Source organism: Pseudomonas sp. TE12234, assembly GCF_054061835.1.
In genome coordinates this window covers 23,029-42,784 of sequence record NZ_JBSSEP010000005.1, presented here as the reverse complement: position 1 = coordinate 42,784, position 19,756 = coordinate 23,029, and the positions used below count along the sequence as shown (strand labels likewise).

Here is a 19,756-nt window from a genome sequence, read left to right as displayed (position 1 = left end):
GCGACAAGCAGAAAGCGTTAAGCGGTAAACCGCGTGACTGGGCACTCGGAAACGGCGGTGTAGACTGATGGCCACCACTCGTACGATCGACCAAGGGGTTGAATGTGAAATATTGGACGGTGTTGTTGCTCGGGCTTCTACCCCTCTGGGCCAATGCGCTCGAGGTCGGCGAGCATGTGGCGCCCTGGACGCTGCTTGATCAGTTCGATCAGGCCTTTACCCTCGATAATCGCACGCAGACGCTGCTGGTGGCTCGCAGCATGGAGGGGGCCAAGTTGGTCAACGCTGCGTTGCAAGGCCAGCCCAAAGGCTATCTGGAGGCTCGCCATGCCGTGTTTCTCGCGGATATTCAGCGCATGCCACGGCTGATCGCCAAAATGTTCGCCGTACCGGCCATGCGCGATTACTCCTACCGGGTGATGCTGGACCGCGATGGCCGCGTTGCTCCGAGGTATCCCGGTGCCGTGGATCAAGTGCTGTGGTTACAGCTCAAGGACGGCCAGTTGGTGGCGCAGCACGAGTACGCCACGGCTGCGCAGTTGCGTGAGGCATTGGAGGCGTCTCGCCCATGATCGGCGCCGAGCTGCTGTCATCGCAAAGTCTGACAGTCGGCTGGCTGATTTATGTGCCGGTGTTGCTCTGGGCAATCTGGCGTGCGCCCTGGGTCGAGCTATTCACCGACAGCCGTCGCCAGCACTTACTGTTCGGCACGGTGTTCGCGCTGTTCATGTTGTGGCTGGTGCGGCGGGATTTCGATACCGGCGTGTCCTATCACTTCATCGGCATGACGGCGGTGACGCTATTGCTGGACTGGCCGCTGGCTATCGTCGGCGGGCTGGTGGCGCAGTTGGGGCTGGTGGCGCTCGGGCGACAGGATTTGATGGCGGTCGGGGTCAATGGCGCGTTGCTGATCCTGTTGCCGGTGCTGGTGACCGAGTGCTGCGCGATCCTGGTGGAGCGTGCTCAGCCGCGAAATCCCTTTGTGTATATCTTCGTGTCCGGTTTTTTTGCGGCGGCCCTGTCGGCGTTGCTGTGCCTGCTGTTGGCGTTGTGGCTGCTGTGGTTCGACGAGCGCTTTGAGATGCCGTACTGGCTGGAGGATTTTGTCGGGTACCTGTGGTTGCTGATTTTTCCCGAGGCTTTTATCAACGGCATGGTGGTCAGCGCATTGGTGGTGTTCTGCCCGGAATGGCTGGAGACCTTCAACCGCACACGCTACCTTTCGGCGCCCTGGAAGGATGACGATCCGAAGTCTTGACTCACATCAAACCCTGAGAACGCTGACGATCCCATGCTCGGCAAAACTTTCAGGAGTTTCGTCATGAGTGTTTACGAGTGGGCAAGGCAGGAGTTGCGCCAGAGTCTGGATTCGGCGCAAGCCGAGGGATTTGATCCCGGGTTGAGCCTGCGCGCCTTGCTCAGTGCCGTGGTGCAGCAAAGCAAGGCGGTACGCAGTGCGGAGGATTTGGCCGACGAGCTGCATTTCCTGGCGGAAAACCTCGACGACGGTCAGGACTACGGCTTCATGCGCCCCTGACGACGGTCATCAGTGACGCGGATCGAAATCGCCGCTGAACAACTCGTCCTCGGCATCGGGGGCCACTGGGATCTTGTGTTCTTCCGACGCCCAGGCGCCCAGGTCGATCAGTTTGCAACGGTCTGAACAGAACGGACGGAATTTGCTCTCGGGACTCCATTCGACAGGGGCGCCGCAAGTCGGGCATTCGACGGTTGGGGTTTGGCTCATGACTGGCCTCCACGCAAAGTAAGGTAAAAGTGATGCAGGCGTTCAACCTCGCTGTGCAGCCAGGCGAGGTCGCGGTCGTTGACCACCACCTCGTTGGCATGTCGTAGGCGATCCTGGCGGCTGGATTGGGCTTTGAGGATCGCCTGGACCTGCTGCTCGCTTGTCTGGTCACGCAGCAGAGTGCGTTCGATCTGAAGTTGTTCGGGGGCATCGATCACCAGCACCCGTTGAGTCATGGCGTACTGCCCGGACTCGATCAACAGCGGCGAAACCAGAATCGCGTAAGGCGATTTTGCCAGCGCCAGATGATGAGCGATTTCCTCGGCGATCAGCGGATGCAGCAACGCTTCGAGCCAGCGGCGTTCTTCCGGCACTTCGAAGATCAGTTTGCGCAGCGCGGCGCGATCCAGTTGTCCGTCGGCCAGCAACACGCCCGGGCCGAAATGCTCGGCGATCTTCGCCAGCGCCGGCCGTCCCGGTTCGACCACCCAGCGGGCAGCATGATCGGCATCGACCACATGCACGCCGAGGTCGATGAAATGTTGGGCCGCCGCGCTTTTTCCGCTGCCGATGCCGCCGGTGAGGCCGAGAATCCAGGGTTTTTCCACAGGGGTATTCATTTCAAACCGACAAACTGCCAATAGAAGTCGGTTATTTGAACACCCCAGAGCAAGGCAATCCAGCCAGCAATGGCCAGATAGGGCCCAAAGGGGATCGGTGTCGAGGTTTTTGCCTTGCGCAGGCGCAAGCAAATCAAGCCAATCACCGCGCCTGCGAGGGACGAAAGCAGGATAGTGAGCGGCAATATCTGCCAGCCACCCCAGGCGCCAAACATCGCCAACAATTTGAAATCGCCATAGCCCATGCCGTCCTTGCCGGTGATCAGTTTGAACAACCAAAACACCGACCACAGCGCCATATAGCCGACGACCGCGCCCCACAATGCATCCTGCAACGGTACGAACAGACCCAGACTGTTGACGATCAGCCCCAGCCACATCAGCGGCAGCACCAGCACGTCCGGTAACAGTTGATGCCTGGCGTCGATCAGGCTCATGGCCAGCAGTCCCCAGGTCAGCAGCAGAGTCATGCAGGCTGCCCAGCCGAAGCCGAAGTGCCAGGCGATGAATGCCGACACCAGGCTGCAGGCGAGCTCGGTCAGCGGGTAGCGTTTGCTGATCGGTGCCGCACAGGCCGAACAGCGTCCGCGCAGCAGAACGAAACTGAGCAGCGGAATGTTTTCCCAGGCCCGAATCCGGTGACCGCAGTGCGGGCACTGGGAGTGGGGGAGCAGCAGGTTGTAGGTCGGCAGCGGTGTTTCGCCGGGAAGCCCGAGAATGTCATGGGCCTGCATGCGCCACTCGCGCTCGAGCATTTTCGGCAGGCGCCAGATCAGCACATTGAGAAAGCTGCCGACGAGCAGGCCGATCACCCCGGCGATGACGACAAAGGCTAGCGGGTAGTGGGCAAGAATTTCGTTCAGGGGCATATCAGATCGCTGAGCCGAGTTGGAAGATGGGCAGGTACATTGCGACGACCAGGCCACCGACGATAACACCCAGCACCACCATGATGAACGGTTCCATCAGACTGGTGAGGTTATCGACCATATGATCGACGTCGTCCTCGTAGAAACCCGCGACCTTGTCGAGCATGCCGTCCAGCGTACCGGACTCCTCGCCTATGGCGGTCATCTGGATGACCATGTTCGGAAAGATACCGGAAGTACGCATGGCGAAATTCAGCTGCATGCCCGTCGAGACATCCTGCCTGATGCGTTGCACGGCGCGCTTGAACACGATATTGCCGGTCGCGCCAGCCACCGACTCCAGCGCTTCAACCAACGGCACGCCAGCGGCGAACGTGGTCGACAGCGTACGGGCGAAGCGGGCCACGGCGGATTTGTACATCAAGGTGCCCACCAGCGGCAGTTTCAACAACCCGGTGTCCATTCGGTCGCGAAAAGCCTGGGACGTCCTCAAGGCATGACGAATGGCGAACAACGCCACGATCATGACCCCGAGCATCATCCACCAGCTGTCCTGCATGAACCGCGACAAGCCAATGACCATCACGGTGAAGGCGGGCAACTCGGCTCCGAATCCCTGGAATACCGACTGGAATTGCGGGACCACTTTGACCAGAAGAATCCCGGTGACGATGATCGCGACGAACACCACCATCAGCGGGTAGGTCATGGCTTTCTTGATCTTGGACTTGAGGCTTTCGCTCTTTTCCTTATAAGTCGCCACCCGTTCCAACAGCGTATCCAGCGCTCCGGCCTGTTCGCCGGCGTCCACCAGATTGCAGTACAACTCATCGAAATACCGGGGCTTTTTGCGCAGGGCCGCGGCAAAGCTGTTGCCTGCCGCGACGTCCTGTTTCACGTCGTCCACCAGCGTGCGCATGGCCGGGTTATCGAAGCCTTCGCCGATGATGTCGAACGACTGCAGTAACGGCACCCCGGCTTTCATCATGGTTGCCATTTGCCGGGTGAACAGGGCGATGTCCTGGGCCTTGATGCGTTTGCCCAGACTGAGCAGCGACGGGGTTTTCTTGCGGACCTTACCGGGATTGATGCCTTGCTTGCGCAATTTCGCCTTGATCAGCGCCGGGTTCTGTCCGCTCAGCTCGCCGGTTATTCGGGCACCTTTGCGATCGGTGCCTTCCCAGGCATACACACTGATTTTTGCTGCTTTGACCGCCATGTTCAGTCCTTGGTGACTTGCCACTTCATGAATCCCGATTCGCCCGTTGTAGCCATCGTTGCAGTGTTCGCACCGGACTGGCTCATAGATCGTGAATGTGCCGATGCGTTCCTCGGGACAACTTTCTTGAGCCGGGCCTCGCGGGGGAGTTTCCGCCGGCCGGGGCCGATTGCCTGACCAGATCGTAGAAGGCGATGCCATGCATTGAAGTACCCGGGGCGCGATCTAGAGCCTAGTCAAACGGTGGAACCAGACCACCAGGGGTAGGTGACAAAAACTGTCAGATAGTGCGGATTCTGGGAGTAGGAAAGGGTGTTGGGCGGGTCGTGCACCCCGCCAACAGAGGGCACGGTGCCTGGCATGGGCTGTGCTCTAACAGCTTCAGATCATGAGAATTCGACTCATGCATGGAGGCTGTCAATGAACCAACAAAAAGGCTTTACCCTGATTGAGCTACTGATCGTGGTCGCAATCATCGGGATTCTGGCAACGTTCGCGATTCCTGCGTATTCCAAATACCAGGCCCGGGCCAAGGTGACGGCGGGGCTGGCGGAGATTTCGGCCTTGAAGGTGCCGTTCGAAGATGTCATCAATCAAGGCGACGATCCGGATCTGAAGACGGTGGGGGGCACGCCGACCACCTCCAATTGCACAACGACAGCGTCCGGTAAAGCGGCGGATGGCACAGGCACTATTGGCTGCAGAATCGTGAATGCACCCGGCCCGGTGCTGAACAAAACCATTACCCTGACGCGTACCCTGACGGGGTGGACGTGCGCCACCACGGTCGATCAGGACTATGCACCCAAAGGCTGCACGGGCGTTGCCCCGAAAGTCTGATCCATGACCTGATTGCCAGTACCCCGCCTTTCGCGGGGTATTTTTTTGTCCTGTTTTATACAAACCAGGTCTTCAGGAAAACCCGCGTTAATTCATGGCCTTAGGCCTGCGGTAAAACCCGCAACTTGCATGTAGGGAATTTCGAAGTCATGCATTTTGCATGATTCCGGAAATTTACGTTTTTTATAAGTTATTGATTTATATGCATTTATTGTTTATTTCAAAGTTGGCACAGCGTTCGCAATATCTCTGGTAACCCTGCTGAAAAGAAATCCAGCAGACTTTCCAGAAAAACAGGAGTTACTCGTATGAAGAAGTTCGCTATCGCTGCCGCTACTGTAACCGCGCTGACCCTGACCATGGCCAATGCTGCATTTGCACAGACTCAAGCCACCCAGGCACCCATGACGCTGGCGGCCGGTGAAATGACCAAAGCCGAGGAAGCTACTTCCGATACCTGGATTACAACCAAAGTCAAAAGTGACCTGCTCACCGAAAAAGGTATTCCTGGCACCGACATCAAGGTTGAAACCAACAAAGGCGTCGTGTCCCTGTCATCCACCGTTGCGGTGACTGACGCTCAGAAAGCCACTGCCGTGGCGATCACCAAGAAAATCAAAGGCGTCAAAGCGGTCTCCGCTGACGGCCTCAAAGCCGAGTAAGGCACGACTTCTCGCCTGGACTGGGAGAAGGCGCGGCAGGCGGGCCGAGTGATACGCCTGTCGCATCTGAGGAGTTCATGCGAACGGCCATAAGGATGTGGCCATTACAGGCCCCGGCATTCGTGTCGGGGCCTGTTCTATTGTGGCGCTGCACATTAACTGGAGATCAGTTCTCGCGTTAATTTTCCTTCACTCGGCGTCCAGATGCAGGGGCGTAACGACCTTGCCGTCCTTTTCCGCTTCGCCCAGTTGGGCATCGATAAAGTACACGCGGTCATCGGCGAGTTGGCACTTGTCGACCAGATAATCCTTGATGGCGCTGGCGCGATCCTGCCCCAACTGGCGCAACAGCACGTCGCTTGTACTCCAGAATTTGATCACGTCAGCGCGCATTTTCGCCGTGCGCTCCTCTTTGCCCAAGTCCTTCCATTCGGCGGGTGGCTGGGTTTTCAGGCGGGTGCGATAAATCCCTTCCAGCAGCGCGCCTTTCTCGTTATCCGGCACTACGAGCATCGAAGCCTGGGCCGGCACTTTGTCACCGCGGCGCTGGAGCATTTTGTAGTAGTTGTACTGGTATTCCCGTTCCAGTCGCTGTTCGGCGATCAACGGGCCGTCGCTGCTTTGCGCCGCCGTGCCTTCAATTTCCAGACGCAGGGCAGGACGCTCCTTGAGCGCGTTGGACAGTTTGACCAGCGCCGCTTCAGTGTCCTTGCTCAGGTCGCTGGAACCAGGGGCAAAAGACACACTCCCCAAGTCTTCCGAGCCACCGCCGCTGACCAGCCCGCCAATCAGCTTGAAGGGCGCCGCCGCGGCTTTCACGATCAGGTTGCGCAAGGACTGCCAGACGATGGGCATGATGCTGAACTGCGGGTTATTGAGGTCGCCAGTGACCGGCAGCTCGATGGAAATCTTGCCATCGACGTCCTTGAGCAAGGCAATCGCCAGTTTCAGCGGCAGGCTCACGGCGTCGGGGCTGTCGACCTTTTCGCCCAGTTGCAGTTGTTCGACCACCACTTTGTTTTCGGCCTTGAGCTGGCCTTTGGTGATCAGGTAATGCAGATCAAGATTGAGTCGGCCCTTGCGGATACGGTAACCGGCGAACTTGCCGGAGTAGGGCGTCAGCGTGGTCAGTTCCACGCGTTTGAAGCTGGTGGCGATGTCGAGGCTGGCCATCGGGTCGAACGGATTGACCGCGCCCTTGATGGTCACCGGTGCATAGCGGTCGACCTTGCCCTTGACGTCGACACTGGCGGGCTTGGCCTGGCGGCTGTCGATGGTGCCGATTTGCCCGTTGAGTTGTTGGATGGCGGTTGCAAAGTTCGGCGTCAGGCTGAAGTCGGCGAAGTTGGCCGAGCCGTCATTGATGGCAATCCCGCCGATATGGATGCCCAGTGGCTTGTCCTTGCTGGCGGCGGGTTTGGCGGCGGCAGGCCTGGCACCGGAATCAGCCGGCTGCGGAATCAACAAGTCATCGATGTTGGTGGTGCGGTCATCGTTGATCATGAAGCGTACATAAGGCTGCATCAGGTTGATCTTGTCGATCGACAGGCTGTCACCGTGTTGATAGTTCAGGCCTTCGACCATGACCTGCTGCCATTTGAGAAAGTCGCGGGTTTTCAGGGTGTCGAGCGTATGCAGCTGATCGACCTGGGCGCGCCCGGTAACGCTGAACGCCAAGGGTTCAGTGCTTTTCAGATTGACCGCCAGATCGCTGCCAAGCATGCCGCTGCGCAGTTCCAGGCGTATGAAAGGAGTGATGTAGGACTGGGCGACCCGCAGGTCGATGTCCTTGGTCTGGACGTTGAGTCTGGCGCTGATCGGGGCCAGATTGACCTCACCGTCTGCCAGAAGCTTGCCTTGCTTGCCCACGCCAGTGTCGAGCTTGAGGGTAAAAGGCGAGCCGTTGAGACTGTCGAACTTCTGCAGGTCGAGATTCAGTGGTCCCAATTCCAGCGCGACGGCCGGTTGTGCCTTGCGGTCGGCCAGATGCACCTGATAGTCGCGCAGTTGCACGTCGTTGAGCAGGACCTGCCACGGTTTGCTCGGTGGAGCAGGGGCCGGCTTGGGTGAATCGGCGGCTGCCGGCGTGCTGGCCGGTTCGGCGTTGGCCTTGGCGGCCGGTTTGGACGGCTGGCTGGCGAACAGCTTCTGCCAATCGAGTTGACCATCCGCTTCGAGGGCCGCCCAGGTTTCCAGCTTGTGGCTGCGGATTTTGCCGACCACTACCTGCTGCTTGGCCAGGTCCAGGGTGGTATCGCTGACGTCCAGCCGCTCAAGCTTCACCAGCGGCCGGCCATCCGGGGCCTTGATGGCGAAAGGTGCAACACTGACCGCGACATTGCTCAGCAGTAATTCGGTCTGCTTTGACAAGTTGAGTTTGTAGTCGGTGCTGAGATTGACCACCCCGCTTTCGAGGTCCAGGGGCACCGCGTCGCGCACGTAGGGCCAGAAGGACTTCATCTTGCCGTCAGTGATTTTCAGCTTACCTTCGGAGGCAATCGGGATCAGGCTGAAGTTACCCGTCCAGTCGACCTGCCCCCCGCCCGGGCCGATGGCGACCAATGTCATGTCGGCACTGTCTTCGGGGCGGGTACTGAGGTGTTTAAGCTCGAAATCGAGTTTGTCGTAGAGAAATTCGATGGGCTCGCTGGGGCGTTCATCCTTGAAGTGCACGACACCGCCGGCCAGATTGATCCGGTCTATGCGCAGCGGAAACGGTTTGGCATTGGGATCGGCAGGCGTCGGTTCGCTCTGTGGCAGTTTGAACAAGCCGAGCAGGTTGAGTTTGCCGTCCTTGCCGAAGAGGATCTCGGTCTTGGATTTTTCCAGTTCGATATCGGACAGATGCAGCGTCCTGGTCCAGAGGCTATCGAGCTGCAGGTTGGCGTACAGGCGTTCGAAGCCGACCTGCTCCTTGCCGGGCTCGCCGATACTCAAGCCCCAAAGGGTCACTTCGAGGCTGAACGGGTTGATTTCGATCCGCTGAAGGGTGGCGGGCATCGTGGCGTAGTTGGCCAGTTGTTGGTTGGCAACCCGCAGCGCGATGCCCGGTAAAATCAGAAAGCCCAGCAGACTGTAGAGGGCCAGAGCAGTCAACAAGGCGCCGATGGCGCGAATCAATCCTTTGTACATGTGTGGCTTCATCTGTCTGAATCGGAGTGCCTTGGAGTATGGCACGCGTTTCCGGTTCCGAAGCAAACAGCCCGTTCAGCATCTTTCAGATTTGTCTTACACGGATCAAAGCTGCAGGATCAGGGTTTTCAGCGGCGGTTGTTGATCCATGGACGGGAAATCGGCACCGGGTTTCATCACCGTCCACTCACGTACCGGCCGCCCGGCTTTCTCGGCGCAGCGCAGGACTTGTTCGCGCCAGTCGTCCATGCTGACCTTGGCCAGGTTGTTGCAGCAGATCAGCACGCCATTGTCGGCAGTGGTCAGCAATGCCGGCTTCAGCAGGCTTTGATAGTCGCGCAGCAGGTCGACGGTGCCGAAAGCACTCTTGGCCCAGGCTGGCGGATCAAGCAGGACCAGATCGTACTGGCGCTGTTCCAGGCGCTGATAGCTCGGCAGTTTCTGCCCGCGTCGCTGGCTGATCGGCAGGCCGGCCAATTGGCGGATGGCGGGGAAATAATCGGACTGAATGAACGTCATGGTCGGCAATTGCGGGTTGAGCAGGCCATTTTCACGACCGACGGCCAGATTGCCTTCGGCGAAGTCCAGATTGCACACCTCGCTGGCGCCACCGGCCGCGGCGCTGAGGCCGACCCCACAGGTGTAGGCGAACAGGTTCAGCACACTTTTGTTTTTGCTGTGGTCCTTGACCCAGCCGCGCGTGTTGCGCAGGTCGAGGAACAGCAAAGGGTCTTGTCCGGCGTGGCGTCCGCGGACCCGGTAATTGAGCCCCCATTCGTGGCCGACCAGATCTTGCAGCGCCGCTTCGTCGGCGCGGTAGACGGTGTCTTCGCGATCGATACGCGAGTTGCCACGGGAGCGGTCGTTGTAGACCAGCAGCAGGTCGAGGCCCATATGTTGGTTGACGATTTCATGCAGTTGCAGCAGCGCTTCGCGTTCCAGAGACTGGTGGAAACTTTGCACCAATAGTTGCGGGCCGTAGCGGTCAATCGTCAGGCCCCCGGCGCCTTCCTGGCTGCCATGGAACAGGCGATAGCAGTCGGTGCCTTGCTGGTGCAGTTCGGCCAGCAGGTCCTGGCGATATTCAAGGGCGGCGCGCAGCGCCTGATTCAAGGAAGACATGCTGGGCGCCTTGCAGGAGGGAATTGGGCGCGGGAGTTTAACAGTTACTGAGCTTCAAGCTTCAAGCTTGCAGCTCTGAGCATCAGGTCAACAGCCCCATGCGCCGTTTGGCGCGCTGCACCGAGCCATTACGCACCGCCCAGCGCAGCATCGGCGCACTGCGGTTGACGCTGGCGCGGATCAGTTTGCGTTGCAACGGGCTCTGGCTGACGCCGAGCATGTCACTGGCCCAGTCCGGCAGCAGGTCGATCCCGGCCTGCATCATCATCCCCCCGAAAGGCTTGGCCAGACGGCTGGGAGACGGGGCGTTCAACAGTAACCGCAACACTTCGCGACTGCGTTCGTCGCAGAGCAATTGCGGGCGGATGCGTTCAAGGTATTCGGCAACTTCCAGTCGGGAACGCGGCACATCACGGGCCCCCAGGCGTTCGGCGACCAATGCGATTTCTGCGTAATAGCGATCCTGATCGACCAGGGACAGATGCGGGTTGCGATAGCGCAGGTGCGCGGCCAGGAAGTTGCTGACCTCGGCCACATGCACCCAGGTCAGCAGGTCGGGGTCGCTGGCGGCATAGGGACGACCATCCGGCGCCGTGCCGGTCACTTGCAGATGAATGGTGCGGACTTTCTCGATCAGCCAGTCGGCGTCCTGTCGCGAACCGAAAGTGGTGCCGGAAATGAACTGTCCGGTGCGGCGCAGGCGGCCGAGCATGTCCTCGCGAAAATTCGAATGGTCCCAGACACCGGCCAGGGCCAGCGGGTGCAGGGCTTGTAGCATCAGGGCGCTGATACCGCCGATCAGCATGCTGCTGAAGTCGCCGTGCACTTGCCAACTCACCGAGTCAGGCCCGAACAGGCCCGGATCGCCTTTGGGGTTTTCCAGGTCGAGCTTGCCCAGGGACAGGCCGGTGAGGCTCATGATTTGGCTTTCGATACGGCTGCGAATGAATTCCATGGGGGCTCAGTCAGTTTCTGCAGGAGCGAGCAAGCTCGCTCCTGCAAAGGCACGTTATTGGTTCAGGCGCTTGTCGATCAAGCCTTGCACCACGCTTGGGTCGGCCAGGGTCGAGGTATCCCCCAGGCTGTCCAGTTCGTTGCAGGCGATCTTGCGCAGGATACGCCGCATGATCTTGCCCGAACGGGTTTTCGGCAAGGCGGGCGCCCACTGGATCAGATCCGGTTTGGCGAAGCTGCCGATTTCCTTGCTGACGTGGGCCAGCAGTTCCTTTTTCAGGTCATCGCTGGGGTCGGTGCCGTTCATGGGGGTGACGAAGGCGTAGATGCCCTGGCCCTTGACGTCATGGGGATAACCGACCACGGCGGCTTCGGCAATGCTGTCGTGCAGCACCAGGGCGCTTTCCACCTCGGCGGTGCCGATGCGGTGCCCGGAAACGTTGATCACATCGTCGATACGCCCGGTGATCCAGTAGTCGCCATCCTCGTCGCGACGTGCGCCGTCGCCGGTGAAGTAGTAGCCGGGATAGGGTTTGAAGTAGGTGTCGACCATTCGTTGCGGGTCGCGGTAGACGCTGCGGATCTGTGCCGGCCAGCTCGACTTTATGGCCAGCACGCCGCTGCCGGCACCTTTGATTTCCTTGCCATGCTCGTCGAGCAGCACCGGTTGCACGCCGAACATCGGCTGGGTGGCGCAGCCGGGTTTGATTCGTTGCGCGCTGACCAGCGGGCTGAGCATGATGCCGCCGGTTTCGGTCTGCCACCAGGTGTCGACGATCGGGCAACGCTCTTCGCCGACCACATGGAAGTACCATTCCCAGGCTTCCGGGTTGATGGGCTCACCCACGGTGCCGAGCAGTCTGACGCTGGCGCGGGAGGTTTCCTTCAGCGGTTCTGGACCTTCACGCATCAAGGCGCGCAGGGCAGTGGGGGCGGTGTAGAAGATGTTGACTTTGTGTTTATCGATCACTTGCCAGAAGCGAGAAGTGCTCGGATAGCTCGGTACCCCTTCGAAGATCAGCGTGGTCGCGCCGTTGGCCAACGGGCCGTAGACGATGTAGCTGTGACCGGTCACCCAGCCGACATCGGCGGTGCACCAGAAAACCTCACCGTCGCGGTAGTCCAGCACGTATTTGAAGGTCATTGCCGCTTGCAGCAGGTAGCCACCCGTGGTGTGCAACACCCCCTTGGGTTTGCCGGTGCTGCCGGAGGTGTAGAGGATGAACAATGCATCTTCGGCGTCCATCGGTTCGGGTGGGCAGTCGTCGGTGACATCGCGCAACGCCTGGTGGTACCAGATATCCCGGCCTTCGACCCAGTTCACCTGATTCTGTGTGCGTTCGACCACCACCACTGTGCTGACGTCAGGGCAACTCTGCAGCGCTTTGTCGACATTCTGTTTGAGTGGCACGAACTTGCCGCCACGCACGCCCTCATCGGCGGTGATTACGGTGCGGCAATCGGCGTCGAGTATCCGGTCGCGCAACGAATCGGGGGAGAAACCGCCGAACACCACGGAGTGCACGGCACCGATTCGCGTGCAGGCAAGCATGGCGAACGCCGCTTCGGGAATCATCGGCATGTAGATGCATACCCGGTCGCCTTTTTTCACGCCACGGCTTTTGAGCACGTTGGCCAGGCGACAGACGTTGTGATGCAGTTTTTTGTAGGTGATCTGTGTGGATTCGGCGGGATCGTCGCCTTCCCAGATAATCGCAGTTTGATCGCCACGCTTTTCCAGATGACGGTCGATGCAGTTGTAGCTGACGTTCAACTGGCCGCCGGCAAACCAGCTGGCCTCGCCGGTTTTCAAGTCATAGCGCTGGACGGTCTGCCACGGTGCGCTCCAGTCGAGAAAGCGGTTGGCCTGTTCGGCCCAGAAAGTGCTGGGGTGTTCAATGGATTCGCGGTACAGGCGATGGTAGTCGTCCTGACTCAACTGTGCAGCCCGGCGGACGGCATCGGCTTTGGGAAACGTGCTGATATCGAACATGACGGTTCCTTATTCTTGTTTTGCGACAAAGATAAAGATGCGCCGAGAGACCAAAGGGTTCAAGAGGGGAGCTGTGCGACCCTCGCAGGAGCTGGCTTGCCAGCGAAAGCGGTGTGACAGTCAGCATTCATTTGACTGACCGACCCTCTTCGCTGGCAAGCCAGCTCCCACAGGGAATGGGGGGCATTGTTGCCCCCCTCCATCAAATCAACCGCGGTGACGACCACGGAAGTAGTTGATCAAGCCTTGGGTGGACGCGTCGTCAGCCGGAGACTCTTCGCTGCCAACCAGACGGTTGTAGACGCCTTTGCCCAACTCCTTGCCCAGCTCCACGCCCCACTGGTCGAAGGCGTTGATGCCCCAGATCACGCTTTGTACGAAGACCTTGTGCTCGTACATCGCCACCAGTGCACCGAGGCGGCGCGGGCTGATGCGCTCGACCACCAGGGTGTTGCTCGGACGGTTGCCCGGGATCACTTTGTGGGGCGCGAGTCTTTGCACTTCGGCTTCGCTCATGCCCTTGTCACGCAGCTCGGCTTGCGCCTCGGCGAGGGTTTTGCCGAGCATCAGCGCCTGGCTTTGCGACAGGCAGTTGGCGTACAGCCACTGGTGGTGGTCGGCCACCGGGTTGAAGCTGACGATCGGCACGATGAAGTCGGCCGGAATCAATTGGGTGCCCTGGTGCAGCAACTGGTGGTAAGCGTGCTGACCGTTGCAACCCACGCCGCCCCAGATCACCGGCCCGGTATCGGTCGAAACGGCGCTGCCGTCCTGACGCACGCTCTTGCCGTTGGATTCCATGTCCAGCTGTTGCAAGTGCTTGGTGATGTTGCGCAGGTAATGGTCGTACGGCAGGATCGCGTGGCTCTGTGCTCCCCAGAAATTGCCATACCACACGCCGAGCAAGGCCAGCAGCACTGGCATGTTCTGTTCGAACGGCGCGGTCAGGAAGTGCTGGTCCATGGTGTAGGCACCGGACAGCAGCTCCTTGAAGTTCGACATACCGATGGCCAGTGCGATCGGCAGACCAATGGCCGACCACAGCGAGTAACGTCCGCCAACCCAGTCCCACATCGGGAAGATGTTCTCTTCGCGGATACCGAACGCCACGGCGGCGGCGTTGTTGCTCGACACCGCGATGAAGTGACGATGCAGCTCGGCTTCCGAGCCACCCTGAGCCAGGTACCAGGCGCGGGCGGCCTGGGCGTTTTTCAGGGTTTCGAGGGTGTTGAAGGATTTCGACGAGACGATGAACAGCGTGGTTTCGGCGCGCAACTTCATGGCCAGTTCGTGGAACTCACTGCCGTCGATGTTCGCCAGGTAGTGGCAGCGCACGCCTTTCTGGGCGTAGGCCAGCAGTGCCTCGGACACCAGCTCAGGGCCGAGGAACGAGCCACCGATACCGATGTTTACCACGTCAGTGATTGGCTTCTCGGTGTAACCGCGCCACAGGCCGTCGTGGATACGGCCGACGAGGTCAGTGATCTGGTTCAGCACCTTGTGCACTTCCGGCATCACGTTGACGCCATTGACCGACAACTTGTCGCCAACCGGGCGGCGCAGCGCGGTGTGCAGGGCAGGGCGGCCTTCGGAGGCGTTGACGATTTCGCCGTCGAACAGCGACTTGATCGCGCCCTTGAGGTCGACTTCGTTGGCCAGACCCACCAGCAGATTGCGGGTCTCGGCATTGATCAGGTTTTTCGAGTAATCGAGAAACAGTCCGCAGCTGCTGAGGGTGAATTGAGTAAAGCGCTGCGGGTCGGCATTGAAGGCCTCGCGCATGCTGAAATCCTGCATGGCCTGGCGGTGGTCATTCAACGCTTGCCAGGCGGGCAGAGCGGTAACGTCATGAGGGGTGCGGTAATACGCCATCGCTGCTGGTTTCCTTTTTACTTGAACTGCCTTTATGACACTGAAAGTCCCGGAATGTCCCGGCCACACTTGGGCGAGTCCGGTCAGCCTGCGTAGGCACGATTGAATAGCGCAGGCCGGTAACAGTAAACCTCGCGGGGGTGCTCTGTCTTGGCTTTGTCTGACCTGCGACCGGTACTTTTTTATACCGATACGGCAGGCCAGGGCAACAGGCGGGTTTTTCAGTGCGGAGAATAGTGGGTGGTCAGGCGACCTGAACCGGAATGGCATTGCTTGTGTGGCTCAGTTCATTGCCCGGCGCCATGTAGAGCATGCGCGGTTTGAAGTTGAGCAATTCGGCTTCGCTGTAGTGGGCGTAAGCGCAGATGATCACACGATCGCCGACCTTGGCCTTGTGCGCGGCGGCACCGTTGACCGAGATCATGCGCGACCCTTCTTCGCCACGAATGGCGTAGGTGGTGAAGCGCTCGCCGTTGTCGATGTTGTAAATCTGGATCTGTTCGTACTCACGAATGCCGGACAGGTCCAGCCATTCACCATCGATGGCGCAAGAGCCTTCGTAGTCGAGTACTGCGTGGGTGACTTCGGCGCGATGCAGCTTGGCTTTGAGCATGATGGCGTGCATGAGTGTTTCCCGGGTCGGATCGAACGGCGGGCAGTTTGCCTGATGGCGTTGGGGGCGGCAATACGGTGAGCAAAGTCACGGCCAGCCCTTGCAGGAGCCGAGCAAGCTCGGCTCCTGCAAGGTTTTGCAGTTCTTAAGCTGGCGTATCGAGATTCAGGTGCAGGTTATCGATCAACCGCGTCGTGCCCAGGAAGGCCGCCACCAGAATCACCAGGTCCCGATCCTCGGGCGTTGCCGGACGCAATGTCAGCGCATGGCGGATTTCCAGGTAATCCGGACGCAGGCCGGCGGCTTCGAGCTGCTGCAGTTTTGCCTGGATCAGGGCCGGGTAGTCGCGCTCACCCTGCTTGATCGACTCGGCGATCTCGCTCAGCGTGCGGTACACCACCGGCGCAACGGCCCGCTGTTCTTCGCTGAGGAAACCGTTGCGCGACGACAGCGCCAGGCCGTCGGCCGCTCGAACGGTCGGCTCGCCAATGATCTGGATCGGCATGTTCAGGTCGTGGACCAGCGCACGAATCACCGCCAGTTGCTGGAAGTCTTTCTGGCCGAAGATCGCCAGGTCAGGCTGGACCATGTTGAACAGTTTGCTGACCACCGTCGCCACGCCCTCGAAATGCCCCGGACGGCTGGCGCCGCACAAGCCTTCGGACAGTTGCGGGACGCTGACACGGGTCTGGCCGGCCATGCCGTCGGGGTACATCTCCTCGACGGTAGGTGCAAACAGCAAATGACAACCGGCCTGGAGCAGTTTTTCCTGATCGGCCGCGAGGGTGCGCGGGTACTTGTCGAGGTCTTCGCCGGCGCCGAACTGCAACGGGTTGACGAAAATGCTCGCTACCACGAAATCTGCCCGTTGCGAGGCTTTGGTAATCAGTGCGATATGACCGCTGTGCAGGTTGCCCATGGTCGGCACAAAAGCGATGCGCTTGCCTTCGCTGCGTGCGCGAGCCACTGCGGCTCGCAGTTCGCGTACGGTTTTTACGGTGTTCATGCAGAGAATCCGTGTTCGATGCCAGGGAAGGTTGCGGCTTTGACTTCAGTGACGTAGGCACTCAAGGCTGCGTGGATGCTTTCCTGGCCGGCCATGAAATTCTTCACGAATTTGGGTACGCGGCCGGTCATGGACAGGCCCAGCATGTCGTGCAAGACCAGTACCTGACCGTCGGTACCATGGCCGGCGCCAATACCGATCACCGGAATTTTTACCGCCTGGGTGATTTCTTCCGCCAGTTCGCTGGGAACGCATTCGAGCAGCAGCATTGCCGCGCCAGCCTGTTCCAGCGAGATCGCATCGGCACGCATCTGCCGTGCCTGGTTTTCGTTGCGGCCCTGGACTTTGTAACCGCCGAGGATGTTGACCGATTGCGGCGTCAGACCCATGTGCGCGCACACCGGGATGCCGCGTTCGGCGAGCAGGCGAATCGAATCCGCCAGCCACAACGCGCCTTCGACCTTGATCATGTGCGCGCCAGCCTGCATCAGCAGCGCGCTGTTGGCCATGGCCTGTTCGGTGGTGGCATAGGCCATGAACGGCAGGTCGGCGAGGATCAACGCATCGGTGTTACCGCGTTTGACCGCAGCCACGTGATAAGCCATTTCTGCGGTGGTGACCGGCAGGGTGCTGTCGTGGCCCTGCAAAACCATGCCGAGGGAGTCGCCCACCAGCAAAACTTCAACGCCAGCCTGATTGCAGGCGTGGGCGAAGGTCGCGTCATAGCAGGTCAGCATGGTGATTTTTTCACCTTTTTGCTTAAGACCTTGCAGCGTGGTCAGGGTGATGGCTGGCATGAAAAGTTCCTCATTCAGGCGCTGTGGAAACTACTGCGAGTAACGCGCGTGATTCTTCGTTAAATACAGGCGCACGTTCTTTTGTCGTGCTTGTAAGGCCTGGATTGCGCCCTTCAACGCCGTGTTGACGGCAACGGGACGCCTATAGTCGTGAGGAGAACTCGGGAAGTCAATTGGGTGTGTTACCGCATTGTTACGTCTGGGGTGTTACCGGGGTAACTGATGCGATTCAGCAAATTCTGTAGGACCGATACCAGACCAATGTGGGAACGGGCTCGCGCCCACTAGGGTATTTCGGTCAATTCGGGGACAGCCGTTCCAGGCCGACGAACGGGCAGGCGGCGAGCAATCCGCTGAGGTCGCGACCATCGGCCAAACGCAGATCGGCTGGCGCCAACTCCGCCAGCGGATACAGGACAAAGGCCCGTTCCTGCAGGTGATAGTGCGGCACCTTGAGGCGGGGTTCATCGATCAGTCGATCGCCGAACAGCACGATATCGAGATCCAGGGTGCGCGGTCCCCAGCGTTCAAGGCGCTCGCGGCCCTGTTCGTTCTCGATGGCTTGCAATGCATCCAGCAGATCCAGCGGCGCCAAATCAGTGTCGAGGGCGGCGACGGCGTTGGTGTAGCGCGGTTGGCCGGGGAGCAGCGAATCGCTTTGATAAAACCCCGAGACACCGACCAGCTCCGATTGCGGCAGCCGTGCCAGCGCAGCGACGGCGCTGCGCAACTGTTCGGCGGGGGCCGCCAGATTGCTGCCCATGCCGATGTAGATGCGTTCCATGGATTATTCGCCCGTGGTGCTCGAAGCGCCTGCAGCGCGCTTGCGTTTGGAACCGCCACTGCGGCGACGCTTGCGCGGTGCGCCGGTGCCTTCGTCCTTGCCGCTGAGGTCACGGATCATGTCGCGACGTTCGCTTTCATTGGCGTCCTGATAATCCGTCCACCATTCGCCCAGGCCATCGGTCTGCTCGCCCGCGCTTTCGCGCAACAGCAGGAAGTCGTAACCGGCACGGAACCGCGGGTTGTCCAGCAGCAGGTCGGCGCGTTTGCCGCTGCGACGTGGCAGGCGCTCCTGCATGTCCCAGATTTCGCGGATCGGCATGGTGAAGCGTTTTGGAATGGCGATGCGCTGGCATTGTTCGGCGATCAACTCGTGAGCCGCTTCCTGCATCGCCGGAATGGGCGGCATGCCACGTTCCTGCAGGCGCAGCACCCGTGCCGGCAACGCAGGCCAAAGCAGTGCTGCAAACAGGAAGGCCGGAGTTACCGGTTTGTTCTGCTTGATGCGCAGGTCGGTATTGATCAGCGCTTCGCTGATCAGGGTGTGGGTGTAGGTCGGGTTGTATTCGAGCGCTTCGGCACTGGCCGGGAACAGCGGGTCGAACAGTTGCAGGTCGACCAGCATCTCGAAGGTGTCCGCGGCATGGCCGGAGAGGAACAGCTTGAGCACTTCTTCGAACAGGCGGGCTGAAGGGATTTCACGCAGCATCGGTGCCAGATCGCGAATTGGCAGCGCGCTGTGCTTTTCGATGCCGAAATTCAGCTTGGCGGCGAAACGCACGGCCCGCAGCATGCGCACCGGGTCTTCCTGGTAGCGTTGCTTCGGATCGCCGATCAGACGGATCAGGTGATTGCGAATGTCGTGCACGCCGTTGGCGTAGTCGAGGATGCGCTCGCTGACCGGATCGTAATACAGGGCGTTGATGGTGAAGTCGCGGCGTTGCGCGTCTTCTTCCAGGGTGCCATAGACGTTATCGCGCAGGATGCGCCCGCTCTCGTTGCGGGAGGACTGGTTACTGTCTTCCTCTTCATCGTTTTGCGGGTGATTGGCGCGGAAGGTCGCGACTTCGATGATTTCTCGGCCGAAGTGGATATGCACCAGTTTGAACCGGCGACCGATGATCCGCGCGTTGCGAAATTCGGCCCGTACCTGTTCGGGGGTGGCACTGGTGGCGACGTCGAAGTCTTTCGGCGTGATGCCGAGCAGCATGTCGCGCACACAACCGCCGACCAGGTACGCCTGGTAGCCGGCGCCCTGCAGGCGTTCGACGATATTCACCGCATAACGGCTGAATTGAGCCTTTTGCAGCGAGTGTTGGCCGCTGTTGAGCACTTCAGGCGTGCTGCGGATGTGTTGCGTACGACGCAGGGGAGTACGGAATGACTGGAACAGCTTCTTCAGCATGGGATGCACTGTTTGAAGGAATGTTCGGCCAAAAACAAAGAATGACCGCATGATGGGCGGGGATTCTAGCATTTAGTCGGGGGATGGTGTAGGAAGCTGCGAAAGCGCTTGAAGGAGATGTC

At 59.8% G+C, this 19,756-nt stretch carries 19 protein-coding genes; 5 read left to right on the top strand and 14 right to left on the bottom strand.

Annotated elements, in window-relative coordinates:
* The first annotated feature begins 104 nt into the window (after window positions 1-104).
* The 3 genes from ACVWYU_RS10035 to ACVWYU_RS10025 all read left to right on the top strand — a co-directional run bounded on the left by ACVWYU_RS10035 (window position 105) and on the right by ACVWYU_RS10025 (window position 1,537).
* Complete coding sequence (locus ACVWYU_RS10035; protein WP_457372620.1) at window positions 105-572, top strand: FAD/FMN-containing dehydrogenase; 468 nt, start codon at window positions 105-107, stop codon at window positions 570-572.
* Window positions 569-1,258, top strand: a complete 690-nt coding sequence (locus ACVWYU_RS10030; protein WP_247254694.1) for an energy-coupling factor ABC transporter permease — start codon at window positions 569-571, stop codon at window positions 1,256-1,258. Before ACVWYU_RS10035 ends, ACVWYU_RS10030 begins: the two co-directional genes overlap by 4 nt.
* 63 nt (window positions 1,259-1,321) lie before the next feature.
* Complete coding sequence (locus ACVWYU_RS10025) at window positions 1,322-1,537, top strand: hypothetical protein (RefSeq protein WP_047533370.1); 216 nt, start codon at window positions 1,322-1,324, stop codon at window positions 1,535-1,537.
* 9 nt (window positions 1,538-1,546) lie between these two features.
* Here the strand turns inward: ACVWYU_RS10025 and yacG are convergent, their stop codons facing one another.
* Genes yacG through ACVWYU_RS10005 form a run of 4 tightly spaced genes read right to left on the bottom strand, consistent with a single transcriptional unit; the run spans window position 1,547 to window position 4,455 of the window.
* On the bottom strand, window positions 1,547-1,747 hold the full coding sequence (yacG, locus tag ACVWYU_RS10020; RefSeq protein WP_008058361.1) for a DNA gyrase inhibitor YacG: 201 nt from the start codon (window positions 1,745-1,747) through the stop codon (window positions 1,547-1,549).
* Complete coding sequence (coaE, locus tag ACVWYU_RS10015; protein WP_248915557.1) at window positions 1,744-2,367, bottom strand: dephospho-CoA kinase; 624 nt, start codon at window positions 2,365-2,367, stop codon at window positions 1,744-1,746. The genes yacG and coaE overlap by 4 nt, the downstream gene beginning before the upstream one ends.
* Window positions 2,364-3,236, bottom strand: a complete 873-nt coding sequence (locus tag ACVWYU_RS10010) for a prepilin peptidase (protein ID WP_457372619.1) — start codon at window positions 3,234-3,236, stop codon at window positions 2,364-2,366. The genes coaE and ACVWYU_RS10010 overlap by 4 nt, the downstream gene beginning before the upstream one ends.
* A gap of 1 nt (window position 3,237) precedes the next feature.
* Window positions 3,238-4,455 (bottom strand): type II secretion system F family protein, encoded by a 1,218-nt coding sequence (locus tag ACVWYU_RS10005; RefSeq protein ID WP_457372618.1) that lies wholly within the window; start codon window positions 4,453-4,455, stop codon window positions 3,238-3,240.
* A 420-nt stretch (window positions 4,456-4,875) separates the two neighbouring features.
* On the opposite strand from ACVWYU_RS10005, the gene ACVWYU_RS10000 reads away from it, so the two are divergent.
* Together ACVWYU_RS10000 and ACVWYU_RS09995 are read left to right on the top strand one after the other, a co-directional pair.
* Window positions 4,876-5,295 (top strand): pilin, encoded by a 420-nt coding sequence (locus ACVWYU_RS10000; protein WP_457372617.1) that lies wholly within the window; start codon window positions 4,876-4,878, stop codon window positions 5,293-5,295.
* Window positions 5,296-5,603: 308 nt separating this feature from the next.
* Window positions 5,604-5,957, top strand: coding sequence for a BON domain-containing protein (locus ACVWYU_RS09995; RefSeq protein ID WP_090325225.1), 354 nt, complete (start codon window positions 5,604-5,606; stop codon window positions 5,955-5,957).
* Window positions 5,958-6,146: 189 nt separating this feature from the next.
* Here the strand turns inward: ACVWYU_RS09995 and ACVWYU_RS09990 are convergent, their stop codons facing one another.
* The 10 genes from ACVWYU_RS09990 to ACVWYU_RS09945 all read right to left on the bottom strand — a co-directional run bounded on the left by ACVWYU_RS09990 (window position 6,147) and on the right by ACVWYU_RS09945 (window position 19,634).
* Window positions 6,147-9,101: a DUF748 domain-containing protein gene (locus tag ACVWYU_RS09990; protein ID WP_457372616.1), complete on the bottom strand. Its 2,955-nt coding sequence runs from the start codon at window positions 9,099-9,101 to the stop codon at window positions 6,147-6,149.
* A 93-nt stretch (window positions 9,102-9,194) separates the two neighbouring features.
* Entirely contained in the window at window positions 9,195-10,211 is a 1,017-nt protein-coding gene (locus ACVWYU_RS09985; RefSeq protein ID WP_090325220.1) for a class I SAM-dependent rRNA methyltransferase, read from the bottom strand.
* An 82-nt stretch (window positions 10,212-10,293) separates the two neighbouring features.
* Complete coding sequence (locus ACVWYU_RS09980; protein WP_457372615.1) at window positions 10,294-11,166, bottom strand: oxygenase MpaB family protein; 873 nt, start codon at window positions 11,164-11,166, stop codon at window positions 10,294-10,296.
* 54 nt (window positions 11,167-11,220) lie between these two features.
* Window positions 11,221-13,158: an acetate--CoA ligase gene (gene acs / locus ACVWYU_RS09975; RefSeq protein ID WP_457372614.1), complete on the bottom strand. Its 1,938-nt coding sequence runs from the start codon at window positions 13,156-13,158 to the stop codon at window positions 11,221-11,223.
* A gap of 207 nt (window positions 13,159-13,365) precedes the next feature.
* Window positions 13,366-15,030: a glucose-6-phosphate isomerase gene (gene pgi, locus ACVWYU_RS09970; protein ID WP_247254703.1), complete on the bottom strand. Its 1,665-nt coding sequence runs from the start codon at window positions 15,028-15,030 to the stop codon at window positions 13,366-13,368.
* Window positions 15,031-15,274: 244 nt separating this feature from the next.
* The gene (gene panD, locus ACVWYU_RS09965) at window positions 15,275-15,655 is read right to left on the bottom strand and encodes an aspartate 1-decarboxylase (RefSeq protein ID WP_008153310.1); all 381 of its coding nucleotides are present in this window, start codon (window positions 15,653-15,655) and stop codon (window positions 15,275-15,277) included.
* Between the two features lie 133 nt (window positions 15,656-15,788).
* Entirely contained in the window at window positions 15,789-16,649 is an 861-nt protein-coding gene (gene panC, locus ACVWYU_RS09960; RefSeq protein WP_247254704.1) for a pantoate--beta-alanine ligase, read from the bottom strand.
* Window positions 16,646-17,446: a 3-methyl-2-oxobutanoate hydroxymethyltransferase gene (gene panB, locus ACVWYU_RS09955; protein WP_247254705.1), complete on the bottom strand. Its 801-nt coding sequence runs from the start codon at window positions 17,444-17,446 to the stop codon at window positions 16,646-16,648. The genes panC and panB overlap by 4 nt, the downstream gene beginning before the upstream one ends.
* A 298-nt stretch (window positions 17,447-17,744) precedes the next feature.
* A complete protein-coding gene (folK, locus tag ACVWYU_RS09950; RefSeq protein ID WP_090325203.1) occupies window positions 17,745-18,230 on the bottom strand; it encodes a 2-amino-4-hydroxy-6-hydroxymethyldihydropteridine diphosphokinase in 486 nt (161 codons plus the stop codon).
* Window positions 18,231-18,233: 3 nt separating this feature from the next.
* Window positions 18,234-19,634 carry a polynucleotide adenylyltransferase PcnB gene (locus tag ACVWYU_RS09945; RefSeq protein WP_162493940.1) on the bottom strand — a complete coding sequence of 467 codons (1,401 nt, stop codon included), beginning with the start codon at window positions 19,632-19,634 and terminating at the stop codon, window positions 18,234-18,236.
* Between the last annotated feature and the right edge of the window lie 122 nt (window positions 19,635-19,756).